The organism is Mycobacterium toneyamaense (genome assembly GCF_055384815.1).
Genome location: NZ_AP040333.1, coordinates 578241 through 604664 on the forward strand (window position 1 = coordinate 578241; position 26424 = coordinate 604664).

27 protein-coding genes and 2 pseudogenes are annotated in these 26424 nt (G+C 65.6%); 16 read left to right on the plus strand and 13 right to left on the minus strand.

From position 1 onward, the window contains the following. Window positions 1-6: 6 nt before the first annotated feature. The 5 genes and pseudogenes from pstA (ACZ5IQ_RS02685) to ACZ5IQ_RS02705 form a co-directional block, all read left to right on the plus strand. Window positions 7-630, plus strand: a pseudogene (gene pstA, locus ACZ5IQ_RS02685) (phosphate ABC transporter permease PstA); the annotation flags it as partial. 88 nt (window positions 631-718) lie between these two features. Next, entirely contained in the window at window positions 719-2146 is a 1428-nt protein-coding gene (locus ACZ5IQ_RS02690; RefSeq protein ID WP_464480754.1) for a tyrosine-type recombinase/integrase, read from the plus strand. Window positions 2147-2295: 149 nt separating this feature from the next. Further along, entirely contained in the window at window positions 2296-4020 is a 1725-nt protein-coding gene (locus tag ACZ5IQ_RS02695; RefSeq protein WP_409431001.1) for a hypothetical protein, read from the plus strand. Next, on the plus strand, window positions 4017-6152 hold the full coding sequence (locus ACZ5IQ_RS02700; protein WP_409431002.1) for a hypothetical protein: 2136 nt from the start codon (window positions 4017-4019) through the stop codon (window positions 6150-6152). The genes ACZ5IQ_RS02695 and ACZ5IQ_RS02700 overlap by 4 nt, the downstream gene beginning before the upstream one ends. Then, the gene (locus ACZ5IQ_RS02705) at window positions 6149-6574 is read left to right on the plus strand and encodes a hypothetical protein (protein WP_409431003.1); all 426 of its coding nucleotides are present in this window, start codon (window positions 6149-6151) and stop codon (window positions 6572-6574) included. Before ACZ5IQ_RS02700 ends, ACZ5IQ_RS02705 begins: the two co-directional genes overlap by 4 nt. 63 nt (window positions 6575-6637) lie before the next feature. Here the strand turns inward: ACZ5IQ_RS02705 and ACZ5IQ_RS02710 are convergent, their stop codons facing one another. After that, window positions 6638-7114, minus strand: coding sequence for an ArsI/CadI family heavy metal resistance metalloenzyme (locus ACZ5IQ_RS02710; protein WP_464480755.1), 477 nt, complete (start codon window positions 7112-7114; stop codon window positions 6638-6640). A gap of 101 nt (window positions 7115-7215) precedes the next feature. Between ACZ5IQ_RS02710 and ACZ5IQ_RS02715 the strand changes: the two genes are divergently transcribed. Beyond that, on the plus strand, window positions 7216-7575 hold the full coding sequence (locus ACZ5IQ_RS02715; RefSeq protein ID WP_061002101.1) for an Rv2640c family ArsR-like transcriptional regulator: 360 nt from the start codon (window positions 7216-7218) through the stop codon (window positions 7573-7575). Window positions 7576-7586: 11 nt separating this feature from the next. Here ACZ5IQ_RS02715 and ACZ5IQ_RS02720 read toward each other — a convergent pair whose 3' ends face one another. Continuing rightward, the gene (locus ACZ5IQ_RS02720) at window positions 7587-7883 is read right to left on the minus strand and encodes a DUF3349 domain-containing protein (protein ID WP_212813425.1); all 297 of its coding nucleotides are present in this window, start codon (window positions 7881-7883) and stop codon (window positions 7587-7589) included. 15 nt (window positions 7884-7898) lie between these two features. Beyond that, window positions 7899-8576 carry an arsenate reductase/protein-tyrosine-phosphatase family protein gene (locus ACZ5IQ_RS02725; RefSeq protein ID WP_212814985.1) on the minus strand — a complete coding sequence of 226 codons (678 nt, stop codon included), beginning with the start codon at window positions 8574-8576 and terminating at the stop codon, window positions 7899-7901. Window positions 8577-8816: 240 nt separating this feature from the next. Here ACZ5IQ_RS02725 and pstS (ACZ5IQ_RS02730) point away from each other — a divergent pair, with 240 nt between their 5' ends. The 6 genes from pstS (ACZ5IQ_RS02730) to ACZ5IQ_RS02755 all read left to right on the plus strand — a co-directional run bounded on the left by pstS (ACZ5IQ_RS02730) (window position 8817) and on the right by ACZ5IQ_RS02755 (window position 14554). Further along, window positions 8817-9935, plus strand: coding sequence for a phosphate ABC transporter substrate-binding protein PstS (pstS, locus tag ACZ5IQ_RS02730; RefSeq protein ID WP_071287805.1), 1119 nt, complete (start codon window positions 8817-8819; stop codon window positions 9933-9935). Window positions 9936-10024: 89 nt separating this feature from the next. Further along, window positions 10025-10996 (plus strand): phosphate ABC transporter permease subunit PstC, encoded by a 972-nt coding sequence (gene pstC, locus ACZ5IQ_RS02735; RefSeq protein WP_083420453.1) that lies wholly within the window; start codon window positions 10025-10027, stop codon window positions 10994-10996. A gap of 1 nt (window position 10997) precedes the next feature. Continuing rightward, window positions 10998-11900, plus strand: coding sequence for a phosphate ABC transporter permease PstA (pstA, locus tag ACZ5IQ_RS02740; protein ID WP_212813423.1), 903 nt, complete (start codon window positions 10998-11000; stop codon window positions 11898-11900). Between the two features lie 19 nt (window positions 11901-11919). After that, window positions 11920-12696, plus strand: coding sequence for a phosphate ABC transporter ATP-binding protein PstB (gene pstB, locus ACZ5IQ_RS02745; protein ID WP_061002092.1), 777 nt, complete (start codon window positions 11920-11922; stop codon window positions 12694-12696). Between the two features lie 68 nt (window positions 12697-12764). Continuing rightward, window positions 12765-13499, plus strand: a complete 735-nt coding sequence (locus ACZ5IQ_RS02750; RefSeq protein ID WP_071287807.1) for a winged helix-turn-helix transcriptional regulator — start codon at window positions 12765-12767, stop codon at window positions 13497-13499. Continuing rightward, window positions 13496-14554: a helicase associated domain-containing protein gene (locus ACZ5IQ_RS02755; protein ID WP_244872681.1), complete on the plus strand. Its 1059-nt coding sequence runs from the start codon at window positions 13496-13498 to the stop codon at window positions 14552-14554. Before ACZ5IQ_RS02750 ends, ACZ5IQ_RS02755 begins: the two co-directional genes overlap by 4 nt. A gap of 25 nt (window positions 14555-14579) precedes the next feature. Here the strand turns inward: ACZ5IQ_RS02755 and ACZ5IQ_RS02760 are convergent, their stop codons facing one another. The 10 genes and pseudogenes from ACZ5IQ_RS02760 to ACZ5IQ_RS02805 all read right to left on the minus strand — a co-directional run bounded on the left by ACZ5IQ_RS02760 (window position 14580) and on the right by ACZ5IQ_RS02805 (window position 21812). After that, the gene (locus ACZ5IQ_RS02760) at window positions 14580-16001 is read right to left on the minus strand and encodes an FAD-dependent oxidoreductase (protein WP_212813419.1); all 1422 of its coding nucleotides are present in this window, start codon (window positions 15999-16001) and stop codon (window positions 14580-14582) included. A gap of 113 nt (window positions 16002-16114) precedes the next feature. Continuing rightward, entirely contained in the window at window positions 16115-16534 is a 420-nt protein-coding gene (locus tag ACZ5IQ_RS02765; protein ID WP_061010145.1) for an arsenate-mycothiol transferase ArsC, read from the minus strand. Then, window positions 16531-17058 (minus strand): GNAT family N-acetyltransferase, encoded by a 528-nt coding sequence (locus ACZ5IQ_RS02770; RefSeq protein WP_061010147.1) that lies wholly within the window; start codon window positions 17056-17058, stop codon window positions 16531-16533. The genes ACZ5IQ_RS02765 and ACZ5IQ_RS02770 overlap by 4 nt, the downstream gene beginning before the upstream one ends. Before the next feature lie 4 nt (window positions 17059-17062). Continuing rightward, window positions 17063-17731: an arsenate reductase ArsC gene (locus ACZ5IQ_RS02775; RefSeq protein WP_464480756.1), complete on the minus strand. Its 669-nt coding sequence runs from the start codon at window positions 17729-17731 to the stop codon at window positions 17063-17065. A 38-nt stretch (window positions 17732-17769) separates the two neighbouring features. Next, window positions 17770-18810, minus strand: a pseudogene (gene arsB, locus ACZ5IQ_RS02780) (ACR3 family arsenite efflux transporter); the annotation flags it as partial. Window positions 18811-18845: 35 nt separating this feature from the next. Continuing rightward, the gene (locus ACZ5IQ_RS02785; protein WP_212813416.1) at window positions 18846-19226 is read right to left on the minus strand and encodes an ArsR/SmtB family transcription factor; all 381 of its coding nucleotides are present in this window, start codon (window positions 19224-19226) and stop codon (window positions 18846-18848) included. Continuing rightward, entirely contained in the window at window positions 19154-19336 is a 183-nt protein-coding gene (locus ACZ5IQ_RS02790; protein WP_213020323.1) for a hypothetical protein, read from the minus strand. The genes ACZ5IQ_RS02785 and ACZ5IQ_RS02790 overlap by 73 nt, the downstream gene beginning before the upstream one ends. 6 nt (window positions 19337-19342) lie before the next feature. Further along, window positions 19343-19855 (minus strand): hypothetical protein, encoded by a 513-nt coding sequence (locus tag ACZ5IQ_RS02795; protein ID WP_464480757.1) that lies wholly within the window; start codon window positions 19853-19855, stop codon window positions 19343-19345. A 119-nt stretch (window positions 19856-19974) separates the two neighbouring features. Beyond that, window positions 19975-21210: an IS256 family transposase gene (locus ACZ5IQ_RS02800; protein WP_036437208.1), complete on the minus strand. Its 1236-nt coding sequence runs from the start codon at window positions 21208-21210 to the stop codon at window positions 19975-19977. A 143-nt stretch (window positions 21211-21353) separates the two neighbouring features. After that, window positions 21354-21812, minus strand: a complete 459-nt coding sequence (locus ACZ5IQ_RS02805) for a DUF6602 domain-containing protein (RefSeq protein WP_464480758.1) — start codon at window positions 21810-21812, stop codon at window positions 21354-21356. Window positions 21813-22467: 655 nt separating this feature from the next. Between ACZ5IQ_RS02805 and pstS (ACZ5IQ_RS02810) the strand changes: the two genes are divergently transcribed. The 4 genes from pstS (ACZ5IQ_RS02810) (at window position 22468) to ACZ5IQ_RS02825 (ending at window position 26422) form a co-directional block, all read left to right on the plus strand. Further along, on the plus strand, window positions 22468-23553 hold the full coding sequence (gene pstS / locus ACZ5IQ_RS02810) for a phosphate ABC transporter substrate-binding protein PstS (protein ID WP_212814984.1): 1086 nt from the start codon (window positions 22468-22470) through the stop codon (window positions 23551-23553). Window positions 23554-23714: 161 nt separating this feature from the next. Continuing rightward, window positions 23715-24404 (plus strand): hypothetical protein, encoded by a 690-nt coding sequence (locus ACZ5IQ_RS02815; protein WP_409431006.1) that lies wholly within the window; start codon window positions 23715-23717, stop codon window positions 24402-24404. Continuing rightward, a complete protein-coding gene (locus tag ACZ5IQ_RS02820) occupies window positions 24389-24754 on the plus strand; it encodes a hypothetical protein (RefSeq protein WP_212813408.1) in 366 nt (121 codons plus the stop codon). The genes ACZ5IQ_RS02815 and ACZ5IQ_RS02820 overlap by 16 nt, the downstream gene beginning before the upstream one ends. Window positions 24755-24955: 201 nt before the next feature. After that, a complete protein-coding gene (locus ACZ5IQ_RS02825) occupies window positions 24956-26422 on the plus strand; it encodes a hypothetical protein (RefSeq protein ID WP_212813405.1) in 1467 nt (488 codons plus the stop codon). Window positions 26423-26424: the final 2 nt, after the last annotated feature.

The following is a 26424-nucleotide window of genomic DNA, read 5'->3' on the forward strand; positions in this document are numbered from 1 at the left end:
GCCAAGATGGCCGCGATGCTGGAACGGCCGGTCAAGCACCAGTCTTTCGAGGGCGTCGGTTTCCGCCGCAAGGCCACCAACTGGGTGGCCACGGTGCTGGTCAGCCTGTCGGTGCTCGTGGCGCTGATCCCGCTGGTGTGGGTGCTGTATTCCGTTGTCACCAAGGGTTATGAGGCGCTGACATCGGCAGACTGGTTCACCAACTCGCAGTCCGGCATGACGGCGTTCGAGGCGGGCGGTGGTGCGTACCACGCCATCGTCGGCACCGTCCTGCAGGCGCTTGTCTGTGCTGTCATCTCGATCCCGATCGGCGTGATGGTGGCGGTGTACCTCGTGGAGTACGGCGGCGGCACCCGGCTGGGCAAGGTCACCACTTTCATGGTCGACATCCTCACCGGTGTCCCGTCGATCGTCGCCGCACTGTTCATCTACGCGCTGTGGGTGGCCACCCTGGGCTTCCAGCGCACCGGTTTCGCGGTGTCGCTGTCGCTGGTGTTGCTGATGATCCCGGTCATCGTGCGGTCCACAGAAGAGATGCTGCGCATCGTCCCGATGGACCTGCGTGAGGCCAGCTACGCGCTTGGCATTCCCAAGTGGAAAACCATTGTGCGCATTGTCATTCCGACAGCGCGGACAGTTCTATAGCCACCGTTTCTGTTGTGGTTGAATGACCCGACTTTCTGATGGGAGCGGGCGGTTGGATTCTGGTAGCTGGTCTGTGCATCGGTTCGACTTTCGTCGATCGAACGGTGTGGTTGTAGAGGGGCTTGAACAGCAGGGGTTGGATCTGAGTGCCTGGGCGGCGCGGCTCGGCGTTCGGGATGGGCAGCGCTATCTGTTGGGGCCCAACGGATTTCCTGATGTTCGCGTGAATGCTTTTCTGGCCTCGGCGCGGATGCGCAACTTGGCCGAGACCACACAGCGCGATTACGCGCACGCGTTGGCGCTGTGGCTCAACTTCCTGGAGACCCGAGGAATCTCGTGGTGGGATGCTGCCGTCGACGATGCCGAGGAGTTCGAGTTCTGGCGGTTGATCGATCCGGCCAACGCCGCGCCGGTGGGGACATCGACGTTCGCCAAGGATGTGGCGGCGTGTAAGAAGTTCTACCGGTGGACGGCGGCTCGGTTCCCCGACGTCGTCGACGTGTTCGCGGAGGTGAGCTTTCCGCGGGCGAAACGCCAAGCGGGCGTGAAGTGGTTGGACCCGGCCGCCATCGTACGTTGGCGCGACGTGGGGCTGCGGGGCAGGGACTTGTCCGGACGGCGCGACCGGTCATGGAAGGGACGAAATGAGCAGCGGGACAGCGCTTTTGTCGACGGCCTCTACGGGACGGGTCTGCGCCTGACAGAGTGGGCCAGCGTGGTTTTGCCGGAGTTGCCGACGCTGGAGGCGGACCGGGGTTTTTTCACCTGCCAGCTGGCGGATGCGTGTGCAAAGGGCGGGTACGGGCATACGTATTGGATGCCGCGTGCGGCGCTGAGCGAGGTGCGTGCCTATATCGAGGGGGCGCGTGCGCGCGCGGTCCGCGACGCGCAGTGCGCCGGCCGCTATCAGCAGATGGCGGGGATCTGCGTTGTCGCCGAGACCGGGCGCCGGCGCTCGGTCTCGCTGCCCGACGGGGATGCGATGGTGGAGCGCAACTGGAATCTCATTGGTCCGCGCGTGCGGCGCACGCTGTTTCGCCGGACGCCGTCGGGCTTGGAGCCGCTGGCGCTGTGGCTCAATGAGGATGGCACGCCCCGCGATCCGCATGGTTGGCACCACACATTTGAGACGGGGAACCAGCGGATCGCCGATCTTGGGTTGGCGGATTTCAGCTGTACACCGCATATGTGTCGACATTCTTTTGCACTGAAATGGTTTTCGATCGCCAGGCTGGTCCAGTTGGCACAGCTGGGCCACCTGAGTACTCAGGAGGCCAGTGACTTTCGCGCCCAGTTCGGCGACACCTGGCATCTTGTGCAGACGATGCTCGGTCATGCCCGGGTGGAGACCACCAAGAACGTGTATTTGGAGCCGTTCCGCAGCCTGGACGTCGAGGTGCTGCTGACCCACGCAGACGGGTTTCCGATCGCGGAGTTCATGGCCGCTGCGTTCGCCACGCACCCGAAGGTCGCCGGTGACCCGCTCATGGCGGTGCAATGACACGGCGGGGTCGCAAGGCTGCATTGCCCAAGAGTGGTCATGGCACTGATCGTGGCCTGGTGCCGGGAAGCTTGACTGTGCGCTGTTTTTCCCAAAAGTCCGGCACTGTAATCGATTTCGATTTCTCGGCGCTCTCGACGGCGCCGGATGTGCAACGCGCTCTGGCCCTCGCGTTCGCGCGGCGCACCGCTCCAGGTGGCGGCCTGAACGCGGTGCAGTCGTTTCGTATCAGCTTCCGCGTGGCGCGGCTGTTCAGCGATTATGTGTCCGCCCTGCCATCCCCGCCGCTGCACATGGCCGACGTGACGGCTCAACACATCGACGGGTTTCACGCGTCGCGAGGCCACATCTCGTGTGCTCCGATGGAGCTGGGTGCGCTCAAGGCGCTGTTGTTGCGTGCCGATGGCATCGGCGAGGCGTTGCGGGCCAAGCTGCATGAAGCCAACCCGCCGTTCGTGGCCAGCGGAGAGGGCAAATCAAGCTACAGCCGTGCGGAGTTCAAACGAATCGCCGACGCAGCGCGATCGGACCTGAGGGCCGCGGCAGCGCGCATTCGTTCCAATCGGGCGTTGCTGGCGCGGTTCCGCGCCGGGGAGTTGGCCGACCCCGATCGGCGTTTGGAACTGCTCGATTGGGTAGACCGTACCGGCGATGTTCCGCGGTATGAACGAAAGTACCGGCAAGGCACCAACATCAAGGCCTGGGTACAGCAGGGGCGTTACGGCAGCGTGGCCGATGTCATTCGGTGGGCGCACCTGGATGGCTTTGAGGCCAGTGCCGGTGCGGTGTTACTGGCGGTGATGACCGGGGAGAACATGAGCGTCATCTTGGACACCCCTGCGGCCCATCACCGCGCCGACGGGTACACCGGGGACGCGGCGACGGCAATCCTGGACACCTACAAGGCGCGTCGCGGCGCCCGGGCGTACATGAATCTGGTGCTGTCGCAGGTTCCCGACTGGATCAGCATCCCCGCTGAGCCCCAGGCGCTGTCGGTTCGCGACGAGTTGCACACCCCGTTCGGTCTGTACGCGCTGCTGCTGGAGCTGACGGCGCGTTCGCGTGAGATCACCGGCAGTGACCGGCTGCTGCTCGGTTATCACTGGACCGGTGGGCACAGCGGTTTAGGGCGGGGGTTTCGGGTTCCCCCGGGGCACAAGTGTTTCGCCACGTGGGCCGACAGGCACAATCTGCGCAGCGATGCGCTCGACAGCCAGGGCCGCGCGGTACCGCTGGCGGTGGCGGCGGGCCGGATCAGACTGACGTACCTTCAACTGCACCAGAAGCCGGTGGCGCACACCGAGACCACGCTGGTACGCGACTACCTGGGCCGTGATCGAGGCAATCTGCAGGAGTATCGCGGCGTGGTCGCCGCGGCGCTGGCTGATCAGGTGGACACCGCCCGTACCCGCGCCGCCATGGACGTGATCTCCCCCGCCGAACTCGAACAAGCCAGCTCCGACCCCGAGGCGATCGCCGCCAGTCACGGGGTGGACGCCGCGACCCTGCAACAGCTGGCGCGCGGGGAGCTCGACACGGTCATGAATGCGTGTATCGACCACGAGAACAGTCCGCACGCCCCGGCGGGGCAACCCTGCCGGGCGTCGTTCATGACGTGTTTGGAGTGTCCGTGTGCGCGGGCGCTGCCACGCCACCTACCGATTCAGGTGCTGGTTCATGACCGCCTGGCGGCCCGCCGGGCCGTCATGCCGCCGCTGGCGTGGGTGCAGCGTTTCTCGGTGCCGTACGCGCAGCTCGCCGACCTGCTGGCCCGCCAGGACCCGCTGGACGTAGCGGAGGCACGCGCCAATCCCACACCGGCGCAACGTGATCTGGTGGAGCGGTTCGTCAATCGGGAATTGGATCTACGGTGACGACGCTCGCGGCAACGGACTGCTGGCCCGAGGGCCCGCCGGCGGGGGTGTCCTGGCCAACCCCTGACACGGTGGTGTTGCTGGACCGCGAACTGGTACCCGGAACCGATGTGAGCACGTTGTGCCGTTTCGGCGCGGACCGCTGGCGGCTCTCGGAGGCGATCTTCGAAGAGCACGAGACTGCGGCGAGCCTGAACTTCGCGGCACTGCCCGCTCCGCTGCGACTGGCGGCCAAACACTATGTGTGGCAGCTGATTAACCACGACGCGCCGACACCACTGTATCGGGTGGGCGCCGAACGGGCTTCGATCCGCACCATCTTGTCGGCGTGGTCGGGGTTCAAAGATTTCCTCACCTGGCTGCATCGCCGCCAGATCACCCAGTTCTGCGACGTGACCCACGATCTGCTCGATGACTACCTCAGTCATGTCGGCGATCAGGACATCACCCTGGAGGCCAAATTCCGCCGCACCGTCGAGGTCCGGCGGCTGTGGAGCTATCGCAGCATTCTGCCCGCATCGATGCGCCTGCCCGTGTTGCCGCCGTGGGCAGGCGATCCGGCGGGCGAGCTGTTCGGGCGCGCGCGAACCAGCCGGGAAAACCGCACCCCACGTATCGCCGAAGCGACCATGGCGGCGCTGCTGTCATGGTCGCTGCGCTTCGTGGAGGATTTTGCCGCCGATATCGTGGCCGCCCACACCGAGTACGTGCGGCTCAAGGCGCGCACGCCGGAGGGGCGGCGCCGACACGGGCCGGTGCCGTTTCGGCCTCCGCCCGGCACCGTCGAGCGGCAAATGCGCGCCTACCTCGACGACGTGAAACGACGTGGCGCTTGCCTGCCAGGCAAGACAAGCGCCGACGGTCAGGTCGAGGTGGACTGGCGCCACGTCGGCATGATTCTGGAGCGCTCGTTTAACTCCAAGACTGCCTCCAGCCCGGCCGGGCAGCTGCTGCTGGCTGCCGGCGTGCCCGTCGCCGATGACGCCTACCTCGATACCGCGATCACCGCGCAGCTCGACGGCCAGCCATGGCATGCCGGCCCGATCGCCTACCGCGACGCCAAAGTCCTTGCCCGGCACCTGAGTACGGCGTGTTTGGTGGTGATCGCCTATCTGTCCGGGGCCCGCCCGGGCGAGGTGCTCAACCTGCGCCGCGACTGCATCAGTCACGATGACGCGGCCGACATGTGGTTGATGTCAGGGGTGTTCTTCAAAAACGCCGTGGATGTCAGCGGCAACAAGATCCCCGCGGGGGCACCACGGCGTGACCCCTGGGTGGTGGTGGCACCGGTGGCCGACGCGGTGGCGGTACTGCAGCGCCTGCACGACGATGACTTGTTGTTTCCGGTCACCCTCGAGGTGGGGCGAAGCCGGCCCCGCAATATCACGCGCAGCGGGCGGGCCCGTACCGAATCGACTCCCGACATTGCCGCGTTCATCGACTGGGTCAACGACTACTGCCGCCCCCGCGGACTACCGCCGATCCCACCCGATCCGCGTGGCGGGCTGAGCATTTCGCGGTTTCGCCGCACACTGGCGTGGTTTATCCGACGCCGCCCACGCGGCCTGGTCGCCGGTGCGATCCAATACGGACATGTGCACACTCGGCTGATTCAGGGTTACGCCGGCGACTACAACTCCGGCTTTCCCGACGAATACGCCTTCGAAGACTTCTTGGCCCGCATGGAAGAACTGGCCGCCGACGAACAAGCCCTGGCCGGTGGCGAGCATGTATCGGGACCGGCTGCGCACACCTACCGCTCCCGTGTCAGCGCAGCGAGCAAGCAGTTCGGCGGCCACGTGATCACCAGCGCCAAACAGGCACGTGATCTGCTGGGCAATCCGCTGCTGCAGATCTTTCACGGCGACGGGATGACGTGTGTGTTCGAACCGGCCCAGGCACGGTGCCAGATCCGCGGCAGCGCCGAGGATCCTATGGTGACCCCGGATATCGATGACTGTCAGCCGCGGTGTCGTAACATCGCGCGCACCGACCGTGACATCATGGCCGTGCGCGCCCGTCACGATGAGCTGGCCGACATCGTCAACGACAGTTTGGCGCCACCGTTGCGCCATGCACGTGAGCGCCAAGAGCTTTCGCGCTTGGCGGCGATTCTGCAGGAGCACCAATGAGTGGCAGTGTTGCACAACGAGACAACGACCCGGTGCGCCAGAAGATCATGGCCGCGATGGATCGACTGCTGGCGGGCGAGCCGCTGCGGTCGAGCGGGCGGCTCAGCGTGTCCCAGCTGGCGGTGGAGGCCGATGTCGGCCGCTGGCAGCTGACGCATCAGCACGTCGATCTCAAAGAGCAGTTCCAGGCCCGGGTCCGCAACGCTGACGGGGCGCCGGCCGCCTTCGCCCGTCAACTCAGCGACCACGCGAAACTCCAACGCGACCACACCGCGCTGCTCGCGCACTGCGTCGAGTTGGAGGAACGCCTCGCCACCTATGCCAGTGTCATTCAGCTGCTGGTCCTGGAACGCGAAGCCGCTGCGCGGAAAGCTCCTGTCGCCGATATTGCGTCACGACGCATCACGGGCCAGGGCCGCTAACCGACCACGCGGCCCTGCTGCACGCCGCGGTACGCCGTGGCGTGCAGCCGGGCTGCTGGGGCCTCAGCAGCAGGAGGCGGCGCTGGGCTGACCAGCTTCAGCGGCCGCGGTGCCGCCGCAGCAGACACCGCCTTCGCCGGAGTCGTCGAGAAGGTTGGGGCTGGAGCCAAAGGTGTCCGAATCGGCGAGCACGGTGTAGACCTCCCACTTCTCGCCGGCCGGGCCGGTCACCCACACTTTGTCCTGGGTGGCGAAACAGCACGTGGTGCCGATTTCCTCGGCGGTGAATAAGCCTTCGCCGGTCAACCGGGCGATCTCGCTGTGGACCTGCTCGCTGGAGGCCACCTCGACGCCGAGATGGTTGATGGTGCCGCCCTTGCCGGGGTTCTCCAGCAGCACCAACTTGAGGGGCGGCTCGGCCACCGCGAAGTTGGCGTAACCCGGCTTCACCTTGGCCGGGCTGATGCCAAACAGCTTGGAGTAGAACGTGATTGCCTCGTCGAGGTTGTCGACGTTAAGGGCGAGCTGGACACGGGACATGGTCGAGACCTCCAGTATTGGATGTGACATATATCGAATTGGCGCCAACCTCAGCTTGCCACCTTTTTGATATATGTCAAGATCGCTGGCACGATGGTGTCATGCCCAAGGCGTTACCGATGATCGACATGTCCGAGCCGGTGTGTTGCAACCCGGTGGCCTCGGGCCCGATGGGCGATGAGGATGCGCTGGCGGTGGCCATGCGGCTCAAGGCAATCGCCGACCCGGTGCGCATCAAGATCTTGTCGTCCCTGTTCAGCGCGGCCGATGGCGAGCAGACCAGCGGGGACCTGTCCGAAGCGCTCGGCGTAGGAGAGTCCACGATCAGTCATCACATCGGGCAGCTGCGCACCGCGGGGCTGGTGTTGTCCGATCGCCGCGGCATGAGGGTGTTCCACCGGGTGAAACCTGATGCGCTGCAAGCGTTGTGTGTGGTACTCGATCCCCGCTGCTGCCAATAGCGGGGCGGCCTCTAGGCGCGCCCGGGGTATGCGCGCAGCAGCCGCTCGATGGTGCGCCGCTGCCCAGGATGGGGCAGCCGGCCGGTGACACCGACAATCGCCACCGCGACCTCCACCGGATCGGCCGGGCGGTCCACCAAGTGCTCGACCACCTGCTGGGCCTGCTTCGGCGTCAGCGACGGCGGGCCCGCCAACGCCATGAGCGGTGAATACCCCAGGCCCGGAGCCTCATTCGGGTAGCCCGCCCGGAACCAATCGCGCAACGCCCGCAGGCGGCGCGTGAGCGGGACGGAGGCTGTGCCGGCCACCGTGACCACCGGACCTCAGCCCGCCCGCAGCCGCGGGGCGACGTGATCGATGCGTTCGACAAGCGTGTCGACCACGATGTCGAAGGCATCGGGCGTCGCCGCGCGGACCGGATCGGGGATCGACCAGTGGATCCGTTGCGGGTCGGCGGGCAGTTCCTCGTGCGCGTTGTCACACACCGCGATCACCAGGTCGCTGGGCTGCAGCACGTCGTCGAGGCGCTGGGGTGTGCGCGCCGGCATCGGCACCTGCCGACGCTGCGCGGCCGCCAGTGCCAAGGGATGAATGTGCTCGGCGGGATGGGTGCCGGCCGAGGTGGCCGGCACGGCGCTCATACGGTTCCAGATCGCCGCCGCGAGCTGACTGCGCGCAGAATTCTGCGTGCAGACGAAAACCACCCGGCGAGCCCGCCGCCCCGCCACGGGCACCATGGCATCCAACGCGCGGCGGTCCAAATGCAAGTACGTACGGCGCCCGTCGGCTTCGGAGCGGCGGCGGGTGATGAGCCCGGCCTCGGCCAGCACCCGCAGATGATGGGCCAACAGATTCGACCCGACACTCAGCAGCTCTTGAAGTTCCGACGGGGACGCGTCTGCCAGCAACAAATGGTCAACGATGGTGAGGCGGCCCGGATCGGCCAGTGCGGCGTGGATGGCCGCCCGGTGGTGCACGGTGTCACTCGACTCCATAGGCATTGACTCAATGTTCATTGAGTTATCACGATACGTCAAGGTAGGGCATACCGCTGCAGCGGACACCCTCCCAGCGTGGTTCATCTTCCGTTCATCGTGATTGGGCCGGACGTTCATGGGGGACGCCTAGGTTCTGTTGCCGGACGGAGACAGAACCGTCTAGCGGAGCGACATTTTCGTGCTCGGCCCAACCCGGTGACGCAAATTTTTGCGGACGTCACCCCAATGCTGTGAGGGAGTTCTGTGAAGCTCAACCGATTTGGCGTCTCCGTGAGCTTGGTGGCCGCCGGAGCGCTGGCGCTGTCGGCGTGCGGCAGCGACAACAACGCGTCCTCGGGTGGCTCGAGCGCCAACGGCGGTTCGTCCAACGTGTCCTGCGGCGGCAAGAAGGCACTCAAGGCCAGCGGCTCGACCGCGCAGGCCAACGCGATGACCCGCTTCGTCAAGGCCTACGAGGAGGCCTGCTCGGGCTACACCCTGAACTACACCTCCAACGGTTCGGGCGCCGGCGTGAGCGAATTCCTCGGCAAGCAGACCGATTTCGGTGGCTCGGACTCCCCGCTGAACGCCAAGAAGGGCGAGATCGACAAGGCCAAGGACCGCTGCGGCTCGGAAGCTTGGAACCTGCCGGTCGTCTTCGGCCCGATCGCCATCACCTACAACGTCCCCGGCGTGACCTCCCTGTCGCTCGACGGCCCCACCGCCGCCAAGATCTTCAACGGTGAGATCAAGACCTGGAACGACCCGGCCATCGCCGCACTGAACAACGGCGTCGCCCTGCCGGCCGACCCGATCCACGTGGTCTTCCGCAGCGACGAATCCGGCACCACCGACAACTTCCAGAAGTACCTGGACGCGGCCTCTGACGGCGCCTGGGGCAAGGGCGCGGGCAAGGCGTTCGCCGGCGGCGTCGGCGAAGGTGCCAAGGGCAACGAGGGCACCTCGGCCGCCATCAAGAACACCCCCGGATCGATCACCTACAACGAGTGGTCCTTCGCCAAGACCCAGGGCCTGACCACCGCCAAGGTCGTCACCTCGGCCGGACCGGAGCCCGTCGACATCAGCACCGAGACCGTGGGTAAGACCATCGCCGGCGCCAAGGTCAAGGGCCAGGGCAACGACCTGGTGCTCGACACCGCCACCTTCTACAAGCCGACTCAGGCCGGCTCGTACCCGATCGTGTTGGCCACCTACGAGATCGTGTGCTCGAAGTACGCCGACGCCGACACCGGCAAGGCGGTCAAGGCGTTCCTGCAGTCGACGATCACCGGTGGGCAGAAGGGCCTGGACAGCAACGGCTACATCCCGATCCCGGCCGAGTTCCAGTCGAAGTTGACCACCGCCGTCAACGCGATCTCCTGATTTGAGTTCTCATGGCGTTACAACCCGATATTTCGGGAACCCCGCGGGTGCCGTCGTCGACGGCACCCGCGCCGGGGGACAATTCACGGATGTCTGATCCGATCACGCCCCCGAAACCGGCCGCCCCGAAACGGACCAGCACCGGCGCCCTCGGCGACCGGATTTTCAAGGCCATTGCCGTCGCCGCCGGGGCCACGATCGTCATCGCCATCGCGCTGATCGCCGTGTTCCTGTTGATCCAGGCGATCCCGTCGTTGATGGCCAACCACGACAACTTCTTCACCAGCAGCGAGTTCAAGACCTCCGACGGTGACCACCTGGCGTTCGGTATCGCCGACCTGTTCATGGTCACGGTGCTCAGCGCAGGATTCGCACTGGTCTTGGCGGTACCAGTGGCGATCGGCATCGCCCTGTTCCTGACGCACTACGCCCCGGCCCGACTGTCCCGGCCGTTCGGCATCGCGGTCGACCTGCTGGCCGCGGTCCCCTCCATCGTCTTCGGCTTGTGGGGCATCTTCGTGCTGGCACCCCAGCTCTCGCCGGTGGCCGAGTTCCTCAACCGCAACCTGGGCTGGCTGTTCCTGTTCAAAGAGGGCAACGTGTCGCTAGTTGGTGGCGGCACCATCTTCACCGCGGGCATCGTCCTGGCGGTGATGATCTTGCCGATCATCACCTCGGTGAGCCGGGAAGTGTTCCGCCAGACCCCGATTCCGCACATCGAAGCCGCCCAGGCCCTGGGCGCGACGAAGTGGGAAGTGGTGCGCATGACGGTGCTGCCGTTCGGCCGCAGCGGCGTGGTGGCCGCGTCCATGCTGGGCCTGGGTCGTGCCCTCGGTGAGACCGTCGCGGTCCTGATCATCCTGCGGTCGGCGGCCAAGGCCGGTAACTGGTCGCTGTTCGACGGTGGCTACACCTTCGCATCGAAGATCGCTTCGGCCGCAGCCGAATTCAGCGCCCCGCTACCTACGGGCGCCTACATCGCTGCGGGCTTCGTCCTGTTCGCGCTGACCTTCGCGGTCAACGCTGCCGCACGCGCCATCGCCGGATCGAAGGTGAACTGAGATGAACGTCGCCACACTGGATGAGCCGATCAAGAGCCCGACTTTTCACCCGACCGCGCGCGGTCGGCGCATCAAGAACGCGGTGGCCACCACGCTGGTGGGTAGCGCCTTCGGGGTCGCACTGATCCCGCTGGTCTGGGTGCTCTACATCGTCATCGAGCGAGGCTGGCGCGCCATCGTCAGCTCCACCTGGTGGACCCGGTCGCTGCAAGGCGTGCTTCCTGAAGAGTTCGCCGGCGGTGTGTACCACGCGCTGTACGGCACCATCGTGCAGGCGAGTATCGCTGCGGTGCTGGCGATCCCGCTCGGGGTGATGGCCGCAATCTTCCTCGTCGAGTACGGCGGTGGCCGTCTGGCCCGCACCACTACCTTCATGGTGGACGTGCTGGCCGGTGTGCCGTCGATCGTCGCGGCGCTGTTCATCTTCAGCTTGTGGATCACCACCCTGGGCTTCACCCAGAGCGCGTTCGCGGTCTCGCTGGCGCTGGTGCTGCTGATGCTGCCAGTGGTGGTCCGATCCACCGAGGAAATGCTCAAGCTCGTCCCCAATGATCTGCGGGAAGCCAGCTACGCCTTGGGCATTCCGAAGTGGAAGACCATCGCACGCATCGTGGTGCCCACGGCCCTTCCCGGCATCATCACCGGCGTGCTGCTCTCGATCGCCCGCATCATCGGCGAGACCGCGCCGGTGCTGGTCTTGGTCGGCTATGCCCGTTCGATCAACTTCGACATTTTCGGCGGCAACATGGCCTCGCTGCCGCTGTTGATCTACACCGAGCTGATCAACCCGCAGCCCGCAGGCCAACTACGGGTGTGGGGCGCGGCACTGACGCTCATCATCGTGGTCGCCATTTTGATCCTCGCCGCCGCGGCCACGACCCGGCTGCTCACTCGCAAACGCTGAATCGACAGGAACTTTCGTCATGGCCAAACGTATCGACCTCAAAGACGTCAACATCTTCTACGGCGCGTTCCACGCCGTAGCGGATGTCTCGCTGTCGGTGCAGCCGCGTAGCGTCACCGCGTTCATCGGGCCCTCGGGTTGCGGCAAGTCCACGGTGCTGCGCTCGCTGAACCGCATGCACGAGGTCACCCCCGGTGCCCGCGTTCAGGGCTCGGTGCTGCTCGACGGCGAGGACATCTACGCCGCCGGTGTGGACCCCGTCGGGGTGCGCCGCACCATCGGCATGGTGTTCCAGCGGCCGAACCCGTTCCCCACCATGTCCATTCGCGACAACGTCATCGCGGGGTTGAAGCTGCAGGGTGTGCGCAACAAGAAGACCCTCGATGAGGTCGTCGAGCGCTCGCTCAAAGGCGCCAACCTGTGGAACGAGGTCAAAGACCGCCTCGACAAGCCGGGGTCGGGCCTTTCGGGTGGTCAGCAGCAGCGGCTGTGCATCGCTCGGGCGATCGCGGTGCAGCCCGATGTGCTGCTGATGGACGAGCCATGCTCGGCGCTGGACCCGATCTCCACGTTGGCGATCGAGGACCTGGTCGCCGAGCTCAAGCAGGACTACACCATCGTGATCGTCACGCACAACATGCAGCAGGCTGCCCGGGTCAGCGATCAGACGGCGTTCTTCAACCTGGAAGCCACCGGTAAGCCGGGCCGGCTGATCGAGATCGACGACACCGAGAAGATGTTCTCCAATCCCGGCAAAAAGGCGACAGAGGATTACATTTCCGGACGGTTCGGTTAGCGTCAGCGTGCCGCTCACGGTAGGGGCATGAGCGGCATCAGCGGCACAGGAAGGGTGGGCGGCACGCGTTGACCATCGAGGTGCGGCGAACGAACGCGCCGATGGAGCCGGGGACCTACCGCGCGGCACTGGGTGCGCCGCGCGGCAGCCTGGTGTTGTGTGAAGTCGACTCCCGCATCGCCGCGGACCTGATGGATGAGGCCGCACGAGCGGGGATCGACACCACCTGGTGCCGCAACGGCGCTGAGACCCTGCTGGCGGTCGGCGCCGGCGCTCCGGATGTGTTGATCATGGCCGCCCGCACCGCCACCGTCGCCGCCGCCAGCATCACCTCGGCGGTGCGCGCGACCTCCGATCTGCCAATCCTGGTGGGTGCCGCGCCCGGCGAGGAAGACCTGGCGCGTCCGGTGCTGGCGGCCGGCGCGTCAGCGGTGATCGCTCGGCCCTATGCCATCGCCGCGATTACCCCCTTCGCCCTCACCGGCGAACCCGGGCCGGCGATCCTGGTCGCCGGACCGATCCACGTCGACCGGCACGGCTACGAAACCCAGGTTCGGGGCCGCGAAGTCCAGCTCACCCACCGTGAACTGGAGCTGCTGGTGTTTCTCATCGAGCGGCGCGGCAAAGTCGCCAGCAGCGAAGAGATCAGCCGCGCGGTGTGGGGGCACCCGTCGGACACCAATACTGTTGCGGTGCATGTCAAACGACTCCGCCGGAAACTGGGCGACGATCCCGAACATGGCGAGTTCATCCGCACCGTCCGCGGGGTTGGCTACCGGCTGGCACCGTCTGTGTGCGCGTGAGCGTCCCGGACACCGCGCCGCACTGGAACGATGCCCTGGCCGCCCTGCAGCGCTATCAGAGCCAGCGCGGCACCACCGACGTCGGCCCGAACATCCGCGCCTACGGCATCGATCTGGGCAAGTGGGTCGCCCGCTGCCGTGACGAGTACTGGGACGGGATCCTGGACCTCGATCACCTCGCTGCGCTGGAGGCGGTCACCGGCTGGCACTGGGGGCCGCCGCGTCCGGGCAGTTGGCGCCACGGGCACGATGCGCTCGCGACCTTCGCGCGCCAATCCGGCACGACGAGGATGCTGGCCGGCACCGTCGTCGACGGCGTCGACCTGCACGCCTGGGTGACCGCACAGCGCCAGGCCTTCACCGGCCTGGAACTGTCCGCGCCGCAAATCCGGCTGCTGGCGGCGCTGCCGGAGTGGGACTGGGACATCGAGACAGCCCGCTGGGACCACGGTATCGCCGCCGCGACCGCCTGGATCGCCGAGCACCACACGCTCGCCTCGGTGCAGCGCGACACCCGACTCGCGGACTATCCGCTCGGCCAATGGCTGCACCGCTGTCGCGAAGATTTTCGGGCCGGCACGCTGCTCGCTGACCGCGTCGCCGAGCTCGAAGCGCTGCCCGGTTGGAGCTGGGGCCGCCACCACGACAGCTGGGAGGAAGGGCTGCGGGTGTTGCGTGCCTACCTCGCCGAGACCGGCCACGCGTGCCCGCCGCAAAAGACGGTCTTTGACGGCCACCCCATCGGCTGGTGGGTCACCCATCGCCGCCGCGAGCATCGCAACGGCACACTGCCCGTCGACCGCGCCGAACTGCTCGCCGCCCTGCCGGGGTGGCGATGGACACCGACGCAGGACCGCTGGCAGGAGGGCCTCGATGCCCTCACCACCTACGTCAGCCGGCACGGCGCCGCCACCCCTGGCCGCAGCGACACCGTCGACGGCTACCCACTCGGTGCGTGGGTGAACACCCAAAAGAGCGCGCACAAGGCGGGCCGGCTGCCTGCCGATCGGGCCGCCAAACTTGCGGCCCTACCGGGCTGGCGCTGGCGAACCTGACCCGGTTGCCACGCAACTGTCTCGATCAGGCTGACGCCGACGTGCCCAGGGCGCTGCGCTGGTGACGGGTCCAGGTTTGAGCGGCCATCTGCACCGCATCCCAGGGCGAGCCCAGCGGTGGGGTGTAGGACAAGTCGAGTTCGCTGAGCCCGTCGATAGTCATCCCGTGAAACAGGGCGGTGGCGTAGGTGTCGACGCGTTTGGCGACCTCGGCGCTGCGGTGCCCGACCAGTTGAGCGCCCAGCAACGCGCCGCTGGCGGTGTCACCGGTAATCCGGATGTGGATCGGGGTGGCGCCCGGGTAGTACGCCTTGTGATCATCGGGACTGGCCGCGACAGTGGCCGGGATCCAACCCCGTTGCGCGGCAATGACTTCATGTTCCCGTAGCCCGGTGCGGGCGGCGACCAGGTCGAACACCTTGACCACCTGGGTGCCCAGGCTGCCGGCGTAGCGGGCGTTGCCCCCGATGGCGTTCTCGCCGGCGACGCGGCCCTGCTTGTGAGCGGTGGTGCCCAGCGGGAGCCACGTCAGGCCCAACAGGCGGTGGTGCGTGTGGACGCAGTCACCGGCGGCGTACACGTCGGGCAGATTGGTACGCATCGCCTCGTCGACCACGATCGCGCCTTTGGTTCCGAGTTCGGCGCCGGCGTCGGCGGCCAGTTCGACATCCGGGCGCACGCCCACCACGACCAGCACGAAATCAACAGTGCGGGCGATGGTCTCGCCATCGTGGCTGCCGGTCACCGTCAGGGCGCCGGCATCGGTGCGACTGATCGCCTGCACGGTGGTGCTGGTCAGCACCTCAACCCCATGACGCTCTAGCTCGGTGTGGACCAGGGCGCCCAACTCGGCGTCGACGGTGGGCAGCACTTCGGGCAACGCTTCGATCTGGGTGACCGCGATACCGCGGGTGGTGAGCGCTTCGGCCATTTCCAGGCCGATGTATCCGGCACCGATGATCACCGCGCGTTTCGGGTCGCGCTTGTGCAGGGATTCCATCACCGCGAAGGTGTCGCCCATGGAATGCAGCAGGTGCACACCCTCGGCGGGGCCGAGGGCATCCGGACCGGTCAGACCGGCGATAGGAGGCCGGGCCGACACCGCGCCGGTACCGACCACCAGGGCGTCGTAGGCCAACTGCTGGGGTGTGCCGTCGGCGCCCAGGACATCGAGGGTGTGCTCGGTGACGTTGATCCGGGTGGCGGTGGTGTCGGTGAGCACCCGCATCCCGGTCGCGGCGAGATCGGCGGCGGTGCGGTGCGCCAGGTTGCTCCAGTGGGTGACTTCACCGGAGACGTAGTACGGGATGCCGCAGATGGAGAAGTTCGGGAAAGCGTCGGCGACCACGACGGTGACGTCGGTGGTGGGGTCGAGTTCACGGATGCGTAGGGCGGCGCTGATACCGGCATCACTGCCACCAATGGCGACAACTCGGCGGTCAGACATCAGGGGTGCTCCTCACAGGAGTGGGCGGGCGATCAAGGGATTGCCAGACGGCGGCTGCCGCGATGAAGCACCGTCTATGTCAACGATTTTCGTGATCAATGGCCCGATCGGGCCTAGTGGCCGTTGAGTCGGGAAGCCAATTCCGTGACGCGGGCGGCGATGTCGTCGCGGACCAGTCGCATCCGTTCGATGCCGTCGATGCCGCGGTCGGACGGTTCGTCGGTGTCCCAATTCTCGATCGGGGTGCCCTGTACCGGTTCGACGACGGCTTCGCGGCCCAGCGTCACGACCAGATCAACCTGGCTCAGCAGATCAGGGTCGATCGGTTTGGGCTTCTCGCCGGTGATATCCACGCCGATCTCGGTCAGCACCTGTGCCGACAGCGCGTTGATTGCACCGCCGGGTTTGGTGCCAGCCGAGTAGACGGCGACAGTGTCGCCGGCCGTATGGCGCATGAGGCCTGCGGCCATTTGGGACTTTCCGCCGTTCTTCACGCAGACGAAAAGCACGGCGGGTGTTTGGGGTTGGGTCATGTCGGGTCCTGTGGTGTGGGTGAGAGGCCGGTGCGGGTGCTGCGCCGTTCGAGCAGGGTGACGTCGCGCCAGCGGCCGTGGTGTTGGCCGAGGTGGTGTTGGGTGCCGACGACGCGGAAGCCGGCCTTCTCGTGCAGGGCCAGGCTGGCGGTGTTCTCGGGGAAGATGCCGCACTGCAGCGTCCAGATGCCGGCGTTCTCACTGGAGGAAATCAGGGTCTGCAGCAGACGGGTGCCCAGGCGCTGGCCGCGGGCGGCGGCGCTGACGTAGACGCTGTGCTCGATAACACCGGCGTAGACGCATCGCGATGAGATCGGCGCGGCGGCAACCCATCCCAGGACAGTGCCGGTGTCGTCGCAGGCGACGTATCGGTGCTCGGATAGGTGCCCTGCGTCGAAAGCGGCCCAGTCGCCGGCGGTGCTGGCGAAGGTGGCCTGCGCAGTATCGATCCCCTCCTGGTAGATGGCCAGCACCGCGTCGGCATGGGCTGCCGTCATCGCCACGATGGACGGGGTCGGGTTCATGCGGTCAGCCGCTGGTGGTGACGTTGAGGTCGGCGAGCAGCCGACGGACGAGCCCTTCGATATCGTCGCGGATCGGACGCACCGCATCGACGCCTTGGCCGGCCGGGTCGGGCAGTTCCCAGTTCAGGTACCGCTTCCCGGGGAACACCGGGCAGGCGTCCCCGCAGCCCATCGTGATGACGACGTCGGCGGCCTGCACGATCTCCTCGGTCCACGGCTTGGGGTACTCGCCGGTGATGTCGATACCAACCTCGGCCATCGCGTCGATCGCAGCGGGGTTGATCTCGTTGCCGGGCTCGGATTCCCCCGACCAGGCGACCGCCCGGTCACCGGCCAAGTGGGTGAAGTACCCCAACGCCATCTGCGAGCGTCCGGCGTTGTGAGTGCACAGGAACAGGACGGTGGGTTTGCCGTCGACGATCTTGCCTTCCACGCGGGCCAGGGCGTGCAGGCGCTGGCGGGCGAATCGCTCGGCCAGCAGCGGCAGGAAGTTGGGAATGGTTGCCCGGCCGGCGAATTGGTCATAGGACGTGTGCAGGAACCGTTCGATGGTCTCCACCCCGAAGGTGTCCTCGAACTCGGCCCGCAGCCGGGTCGCCGCGGTCTTGAGGGCGAGCTTCTGGTCGATGGACAGGTCGTCGCGCAGTTGGTGGGTGACAGGGGTGCCGGTCATGACGCGGATTCCGTTCTCGTCGCTGAGTCGCTGGGCAGATGCTGGGACGTGTGGTGGCTGAACCGCTTTCGCAAGGCCAGGGAGACGTAGACCAGCGCGACCAGAACCGGTACCTCGATCAGCGGCCCGACGACACCGGCCAGGGCTTGGCCTGAGGTGGCGCCGTACGTGGCGATCGCTACAGCGATGGCCAGCTCGAAGTTGTTGCCCGCGGCAGTGAACGCCAGCGTGGTGGTGCGCTCATAGCCCAGCCCCGCCGCGGCGCCGAGCAAGTACCCGCCGCCCCACATGATGGCGAAGTACGCCAGCAGCGGCAGCGCGATCCGGGCGACATCCCACGGGCGGTTGATGATCTGGTCGCCCTGCAGCGCGAACAGGATCACGATCGTGAACAGCAGCCCGTAGAGCGCCCACGGTCCGACGGTCGGGAGGAACTTGGTCTCGTACCATTGCCGGCCCTTGGCGCGTTCGCCTAGACGCCGCGACAGATAGCCGGCCAACAGCGGAATCCCCAGGAAGATCAGCACCGACTTGGCGATCTGCCAGGGCGAGGTGTTGATCGTGGTTTGTTCCAGCCCGAGCCAGCCCGGCAGCACCGACAGGTAGAACCAGCCCAGGACGGCGAACATGACGACCTGGAAGATCGAATTCAAGGCCACGAGCACGGCGGCGGCTTCGCGGTCGCCGCAGGCCAGGTCATTCCAGATGATCACCATCGCGATACAGCGGGCGAGGCCGACAATGATGAGGCCGGTGCGGTACTCGGGCAGGTCGGGCAGCAGGAGCCAGGCCAGGGCGAACATCAGCGCCGGGCCGAGTACCCAGTTCAGCAGCAGTGAACTGATCAACAGTTTGCGGTCACCGGTGACGGTGTCGAGGCGGTCGTAGCGGACCTTGGCCAGCACCGGGTACATCATGATCAACAGACCCAACGCGATGGGCAGGGATATCCCGTCCACCTGAATCGCTTCGAGCGCGGTGTTCATGCCCGGAATCCAATGGCCCAGCAGCAGGCCGGCAGCCATCGCGATACCGATCCACAGCGGCAGGAATCGGTCCAGGGTGGAAAGTTTGCCCATCACATGCGCGTCGGCGGGGCTGGGGGCGGTATCGGTCACAGGGTCACCTCGGTGGAAACGTCGATGTCGATGGGGGCGAAGAAAGCGGACAGGCCGATCAGGGCTTCGGGGACCACGGAGTAGTACACCCATGACGCCCGGCGTTGCGATGTGAGCAGGCCGGCGTCGCGGAGGACCTTCAGATGATGCGAAATCGTGGGTTGGCCGACGTCAAGGCCGTCGGAGACATCGCACACGCACGCCTCGCCGCCAGCGCGGGTGGCGACTGCACTGAACAGACGCAGTCGTACCGGATCGGCCAATGCCTTGAGTTTGACTGCCATCTCCGTGGCAGCCGCTGTGGTCAGCGGCTCGCGAAGAAGTGATGTGGTTTCGCAGCAGGCGTCAGCGTCGACCCCTGCCGGTGAATTCGACATTCATCGATATTGACAGAGATCGATACCGCCTGCCAAGCGAACAGTTCATGAACGCCTGCGACGTGGACCTCGGCAAGGACGACGTTGAGGCCGGCCTTCCTGGCGGGCACCCGGCCTTAGTAGGACCACGGCTCACTGTTGCGGTATCGATCGGCAATAGTCGCTGGGGCGACATCAGCGAGTTTGTATGGACCGGGCCCGGTATTGAGACCACCCTTGGTCTCCACCGTCTTGGTCATGCGGAGGCCGTCTGCCAACGGTTTGAGAGTTGGGTCGTTGAGCGCCAGGCGATTCCACAACAGGCCGATGAAGTTGGTCAACGGCGACAGGGTCGTCTGCTCATAGTCGTGCCGCATACCCGACAAGACAAGCGATTGAGCCTGGGCGCTTCCCGTGAAAGCGATCATTGCTTCTTCCGGCCATTTCTGCCGCGCGATAAATCGCTCAGGCAGTACCGCAGTTGTCCGGCCCCAGGTCGCTAGGTCGGCTACGCACAGAAGATCGAGCCCCTCGCGCGGCGACAGCACCAGGTCTCGATCGAACTCGTTGGTGATGTCTTTGACGTTGTCTTTCGGTGTGCTGCCTGGGTTCTTCCAGTTATGGGATTCGGCGAGCAGTCCGTAGAACACAGGCGGTATCAGATAGGACTGCAGGCCGTCTCCACGTATCCGTAGATAGCGTCCCGGGGAGTGGTGGACTTCGGATCTGGCGTGGTTCACGCGTTGTGATCAACGAGTCATGGTGAACGCTAGGCGATTTGGTGTTGTTTGGCAAGTGCTGCCGCGGCGTGTTTGGCGGCGATCACGGCGCGTAGTTCGTCCATGGAGACATCGGAGAGGTAGCGGCGGGTGACCTGCCACTCGTCGTGGGATTCGATGACCACCGCGGTGGCCAGGCGAAGGAACGCCGCCGGATTGGGGAAGATCTCCACGACATCGGCCCGACGCTTGATCTCTTTATTCAGACGCTCTATCGGATTATTCGACCAGATCTTCTGCCAATGCGCCTTCGGGAACGCAGTGAACGCCAACACGTCGGTCTTGGCCTCGCCCATCATCGCGGCCACCTTCGGGAACGACGCGGCCAGGGTGTCGGCGACCCGGTCCCACTGCGCGGCGACCTCGTCGGGTTCGGTGTGAGCGAAGATGGTCTTGACCGCCGCGGTAACCGCCGGGGCGTGTTTGGCCGATACCGCGGTATGCAGGTTCCGCATGAAATGCACCCGGCACCGCTGCCACGATGAGTTCGTGAACTGCTGTGCCACAGCGACTTTCAACCCAGCGTGCGCATCGGAGATGACCAGGTGCACCCCCGATAGGCCGCGCGCCTTAAGCGAGGCGAGGAACTCGCGCCAGAACTCGAACGACTCGCTGTCACCGACCGCGGTGCCCAGCACCTCACGGGTGCCGTCGATCGACACGCCGGTCGCGACCACCAGGGCCTGGGAGACCACGTGCGCCCCCACGCGGACCTTGCAGAAGGTGGCATCGCAGAACACGTAGGGGAAGCTGGTGTGGGTCAGCGAGCGTTCCCGAAACGCTGTGATCTCGCGGTCCAGGCCGGCGCAGATCCGCGACACCTCCGACTTGGACACCCCGGTCTGCACGCCCATCGCCGTCACCAGGTCATCGACGCTGCGGGTGGACACCCCGTGCACGTAGGCCTCCATGATGACCGCGTGCAGCGCCTTGTCGATACGCCGGCGGGGTTCCAGCAGCGACGGGAAGAACGATCCCGCCCGTAGCTTGGGGATCTGCACCTCGATGTCCCCGGCGGTCGTGGAGACGGTCTTGGGGCGGTGCCCGTTGCGGTGCACCGTGCGGCCGTCGCTGCGTTCGTAACGGCCCGCGCCGATCGCCGCGGTGGCCTCGGCCTCGATGAGCTGCTGCAACCCGGAACGGATCAACTCGGCGAACACCGCACCCGAGTCAGCGGACTTCAGTGCATCGAGCTGAGCGAGCAGGGCAGAATGGTCAAGGGTCATCGCGCGGTTTCCTTCGGTGAGTCACTTTGGTACGTAACTCACTGACCACTACGCGATGGCCCACCCCAACACCGGCACCGACACGGCCTGAACATCTCCGCCCACCTCAGCCCCGTCCCCGAATTCCCACCACCCCAGGGGACTTAGCCTATCCGTATCCCCCGACGGAGCGCGATGCCCTCTTTGTAGGCCTCTTCAATGTCGTTTCGCCCGATGGTGCGCCTGACGCTAAAAGCCGCAGCTACACCCGAGGCAAGAATGTAGTTCTTCTTTCGCATCTTCTCCGGATAGTGAGGGTGATAGACAACGACGTCGGTTTCCTTGGGGAGCGACGTACCCTCGTCGTTTTCGAGCAAGATGTACTTCCGCTTCGCAACCTCGTACTGCGGCGGCAGCCAATCGGTGAGTACGACGTCCCAGAGTGACTCGACTACGTGCCCCGTCTCCTGGGTGCGCCCCTTGGTCTGGGCCATCTTCTGCTCGCGCTCGTAATCCCTGACGATCGAGTCGTTCACATCGGTCAGCCACTCGTGGTGTTTGTGGATCATGTCCCGAGCGTAGTGAGATGCTCCGACGCTTTTGACGAGCTTGACAATATCCATCTATTTTCAACGTTCGTAGTCAATCGCGTAGCTTGCGCACACGAGATTCGACGTCCAGGGAAGTGAACCTGCGGATCGCTCGAAGTGGTTCTATGGCGAAATGCTCTCGGGCACTTAGTGATTGATGGGCGCGCGTCGCGAGATGTGCCCAATCTCGCCCTTGGTGGTCCGCGCTCCAGATCTGTTCGCAGCGGCCGGAGCCTAACCACGCGCAGCGACAACCACGGCGTTCTTGCTGCGGACATTCAACCGAGCGCGGCTGATGCGTCGCGGCAGGTCGGCTGCTGGTGACGACCGAGGGTATGCGTGATGAACGCTGCATGACACTGTCGGGTGCGCACCTGCTGCGTCTTGACCCGGTAGCTATGTCAGTGAATATTGACTCAATGATGGTTGAGCAATTATCGGGGTGGTGCAGCGGCACGGGGGCTGCGGGCCGTTCATGGGTGATCGGGGCAGCGGGCAGCATCGCATTGGCCGGCCTGTGTGCTCGACGTTGTTCACTCGCAGGCCTTAATCCCGTTAGGCGGCTGCACCGGCCACGCGTCACCCGCCCCGTTCACCGCGATGCCCACCGCGATGCCCACCGACGCGGTGCCGCGCGCTCGGCGCGTCAATCCACCAACCGGTACCTGATCGAGGAGTCGACATGTTGATGAACCCCGCCAAAGCTGGTGCTATCGCCAGCCTGATCGCCGTCTCTGCCCTCGGCTTGTCCTCATGCGCCAGGACGCCGGTCCAGCCTTACGCGCAGAACGCCACCATTGACTGCGGAGGCAAACAGGGCCTGGTGGCCAGCGGTTCCACGGCGCAAGCCAACGCGATGACCCGCTTCATCGCCAGCTACCAGAAGGCGTGCCCCGGCCAGACATTGACCTACACCTCCAACGGATCAGGCGCTGGCGTCCGCGAATTCGTTGCCGGGAAAACCGATTTCGGCGCATCCGACTCTCCGCTTCGCGACCAGGAATACACTACTGCCAAAGGGCGGTGCAACGGCGCGGACGCGTGGAACCTGCCCGTGGTCTTCGGGCCTCTGGCGGTGACGTTCAACCTCAAGGACGTCAACGTGCTGACCCTCGATGCGCCCACCATCGCCAGGATCTTCATCGGTGCTATCACCCGCTGGAACGATCCGGCCATCACCGCGCTCAACGGGCAGATGCCCGCCGAAGACATCCACGTGGTCTACCGCAGTGATGACTCGGGCACCACCGACAACTTCCAGCAGTACCTGCAGGCCGCTTCCGGCGGCGTGTGGAACCGGGGCGCGGGCAAGGCATTTCACGGCGGCACCGGCCAGGGGGCAGCCGGGAACGAAGGCACCTCAGCGGCGGTCGCCAAAACCGAAGGCGCCATCAGCTACAACGAATGGTCCTATGCCCTCAACCAGAACATGGCCGCCGCCGACATCAAAACACCTGCCGGCATCGTCCACATCGGCGACGACTGGGTCGGCAAGACCCTCGCCGACGCCAAGATCACCGGCAACGGCGACGACCTGACCGTCGACCTCTCGGCGATCTACAACACCACGACAAAGGGCGTGTACCCGATCATGTTGGCCAGCTACGAAATCGTCTGCTCCAAGAACCCCGACGCCCAGGTCGGCAAGGCCGTCAAGGCGTTCCTGCAGTCCACCACGACCGTCGGGCAGACCGACCTGACCAAGAGTGGCTACATCCCGCTGCCCCCGGAATTTCAATCCAAAGTGGCTGCCGCCGTGAACAAACTCACCTAACGCCAAACCCGAGCAGCGCGACCCACACGAACGGCCAACGCCTCCCGGGCATGCGCTCGACCGTGTGCGGCCGTGGCGATGGATCAGCACCGAAGGCCACCGGGGCGACCGCGATGGAGAACTAGAATGCGTCAGCATCGAGACGTCATGGGGCCTGGAGTGTGAGCCATGCACGAAAATTGCCTGCGATCGCACGAAACTCGTCGCGTCAGGCGAGTTTCGTGACGCCGGCCGAGGCCATCGAGCAGCGTGCCGCCGGCATCATCAGCACCGACGAGATGATGCAGAGTCTGTTGAGCTGGTCTTACACCTTCGGTGACGTCGCTCGTGTCGATGGCGTTGCCACCGACGCCTGGATCCGTGGTGACTGGGACTGCGTGGAAATGGCCTTCTATGTCGATAAGCTGACCGACGACGAGTTCGAGCGCGTGGCCGAGTATGCCCGCCTTCAGTTGCCGGCGGCTGGGCACGAGCAGCGGCTCACGGGTAGCGCCTTTACCGCGCAGGACGTCGCGGCAGGACTGGAGCTCAACTATGCCCAGGTCCACCACATGCGGATGGCACGCCAGCTCTGGGCGGTCTCGGATGGGCAGTCGTGGCGATTCCCGGCAGCCCAATTCGATATCGACATCGTGGCCTGGCGGCCGATCCGTCAGATCAGCGGCCTCGCTGACGTGCTGGCCGCGCTGCCAGCTGACCTACGTCCGGTAGCGATCGAAGGCTTTCTGTACACGCCGCAACCGGACCTTGTCCGTGGCCGGGCTCAATCGACTCTGGCCTGGCTGCGCGGCGGCGGTGATATCGACGCGGCGGTACGCGCCGCGCGGGCTTATCCGTGGTACGGCCGCTGAGTACCGAACCGACGGGCGTCGTTTTCTACCTCGCCAAGGACGGTGACCGCACCATCGCTCTGGTCGCCGAGCGCGACGGCAGACTGTTCTGCTACATCCCCAACGTCGACGCCTTCGTCTACAACAAGCCGATGAGCGTCGACTTCCTGATCGACCGCAGCCGCCGATACGACCAGATCAACACCGCCGACGCCGCACGGATCATCGGTGAGGGCCGCATCGGCAGAATCGACGGCGGCGAGTACGTCACGCTATGGGAGTGGGCAACATCTGAGCCACTGCGGATGAATCCGGAGGCGGTGCTCGGCGCGCCGGATCCCGAAGAACCGAGAAAGCGCCCGCACCGATGACCAACGCACGTTGAGCTTGCCGCGGGCGGCGGTCTTCGCAGGGGCGCAGCCGCCCTCCGACACGGCCGTTGGATACCCCAAGAGTCCGAGAAGCCGGAGTGCGTCCTGATATGAAATCTGGGTGCCGCAGCGTCGCAAACCGCCCACCGAACGGGACTGGATGCAGGCCCCCGTCAACGCGTGGCCACAGGTGCTGGTCCCGTGAAGATCGATGTGCCCGCTCAGATGTTTGGCGGCGACCCGGCGGGGTTCATTGAGCACTTGGGCTTGCGCATCACCGGTCGCCCATCGCCCTCTGAGACCGTCTGGGACATCGCCGCACCTGCGGCAACGCTGGTCGCGGGACAGACGCTGCACGGTCCGGCGCTCAAGCGCAGCAGATTCGATGTCTCAACGGCACCGGAGCCTTCGGTGCCGGGCGGCGTGCCGGCCGAACTGGCCGGCAGATTCGAACAGCTCGCCGCACTCCTTGACGAACACCCAACGCTGCCTTCGCGATTCGACCGGATCGTCCAGACACTCATTGCAGTACCCGACGACCAAGTACCCACCGCGATCAGATGGGGCAGCAACATGCTCGCGGCCATGCCGCTGCAGAACGAGGACGGCACGACCGAGCCGCTGTTTCCTCGGCATTCGGTCCACGACATTCGCATCAGCGAGAGCGTCTACCGCTGGACCAAACTCCCCCAGGTGTTCCTCCTCCTCAAGCGCCACAGTCTGTCCGAGGTGATCGCCGCTTCCCGAACGAATTCGTTCGAGCAGGTCTTCCAGTCCTCCGGAGCCCTGCTGGAGGGCAGCGTATTTGGCGGCCTCTACTTCGCCCCGCTGCTGGGCAACCAATCCCCGCTGATGTGGGGCATCGGAGCCCCGCGCATCGGCCAGGTCATCATCTACACCTTCGGACGGCTGATCGGTGGACGAAGCGACGGCGCCAGCCGCGACGGCCTGGATTCTCTTCAACCCCTTACCCACTTCACCGCCAGCCGCGAGTTCGCAACCGGACTCCAACACGAAACCACCATGCACAAGGCAGTGTTCTCAGAGGCGGTGGACTGGTGGACCTCACGAATCAACAACGCCATCGTCGACCTCTACTCACCGACCACCTACGTCAACAGTAACGGCTTCTACGTGCCCGAAGCGCACCAACGATGGATGCTCAACTTCGAACAGCTCCTGGTGCGTATCGCGGCAATACTGCGTCACCCTCGCGATCAAGCGGCCCAACTGACCTTGCTGTTCCCGGCGATGGACATGCTCGCAGACAGCTTGATCAGGAGCAGCGGCATCGGCCAGCTCATGACTCCCACCCGCATCCGCAAGCGTATCGTTGCCATAGAACAGCATGTGCCCCAACGTATTAGGCAACTCATCATGGAGCCCGCCCACCGTGCTCTGGCCGCGGCAGAACACGTCGCCGACGAGTTCTTCGTCGAAAGCCTCAACGCGGACGCCACTACCGAGTCGCGGCTCACCACGCTGTGGAACGCCAGGCGCAACGCCACCCACGGCTTCAACAGCAACGCGGAAATCCTCGCCGAGCACAGTGGGCGACTGCCCTCCGACATCGTGCTGGTGCCGATGGTGTACCTGTTGGACATCCTGACCGACCGGCAGTATCTGCTCAGGCACATCGAGAGCAGTTGCGCACGGAATCCGGCATAGCC

Bases quoted from the DNA above. Each gene is read 5' to 3' on its own strand.
- ACZ5IQ_RS02770 (WP_061010147.1), bottom strand. From the start codon at position 17,058: ATGAACCCGACCCCGTCCATCGTGGCGATGACGGCAGCCCATGCCGAC.
- ACZ5IQ_RS02765 (WP_061010145.1), bottom strand. From the start codon at position 16,534: ATGACCCAACCCCAAACACCCGCCGTGCTTTTCGTCTGCGTGAAGAAC.
- pstA (WP_212813423.1), top strand. From the start codon at position 10,998: ATGAACGTCGCCACACTGGATGAGCCGATCAAGAGCCCGACTTTTCAC.
- ACZ5IQ_RS02725 (WP_212814985.1), bottom strand. From the start codon at position 8,576: ATGCCTATGGAGTCGAGTGACACCGTGCACCACCGGGCGGCCATCCAC.
- ACZ5IQ_RS02705 (WP_409431003.1), top strand. From the start codon at position 6,149: ATGAGTGGCAGTGTTGCACAACGAGACAACGACCCGGTGCGCCAGAAG.
- ACZ5IQ_RS02710 (WP_464480755.1), bottom strand. From the start codon at position 7,114: ATGTCCCGTGTCCAGCTCGCCCTTAACGTCGACAACCTCGACGAGGCA.
- ACZ5IQ_RS02715 (WP_061002101.1), top strand. From the start codon at position 7,216: ATGCCCAAGGCGTTACCGATGATCGACATGTCCGAGCCGGTGTGTTGC.
- pstS (WP_212814984.1), top strand. From the start codon at position 22,468: ATGAACCCCGCCAAAGCTGGTGCTATCGCCAGCCTGATCGCCGTCTCT.
- ACZ5IQ_RS02800 (WP_036437208.1), bottom strand. From the start codon at position 21,210: ATGACCCTTGACCATTCTGCCCTGCTCGCTCAGCTCGATGCACTGAAG.
- ACZ5IQ_RS02805 (WP_464480758.1), bottom strand. From the start codon at position 21,812: ATGGATATTGTCAAGCTCGTCAAAAGCGTCGGAGCATCTCACTACGCT.
- pstB (WP_061002092.1), top strand. From the start codon at position 11,920: ATGGCCAAACGTATCGACCTCAAAGACGTCAACATCTTCTACGGCGCG.
- ACZ5IQ_RS02760 (WP_212813419.1), bottom strand. From the start codon at position 16,001: ATGTCTGACCGCCGAGTTGTCGCCATTGGTGGCAGTGATGCCGGTATC.
- ACZ5IQ_RS02785 (WP_212813416.1), bottom strand. From the start codon at position 19,226: ATGTCGAATTCACCGGCAGGGGTCGACGCTGACGCCTGCTGCGAAACC.
- pstC (WP_083420453.1), top strand. From the start codon at position 10,025: ATGTCTGATCCGATCACGCCCCCGAAACCGGCCGCCCCGAAACGGACC.
- ACZ5IQ_RS02775 (WP_464480756.1), bottom strand. From the start codon at position 17,731: ATGACCGGCACCCCTGTCACCCACCAACTGCGCGACGACCTGTCCATC.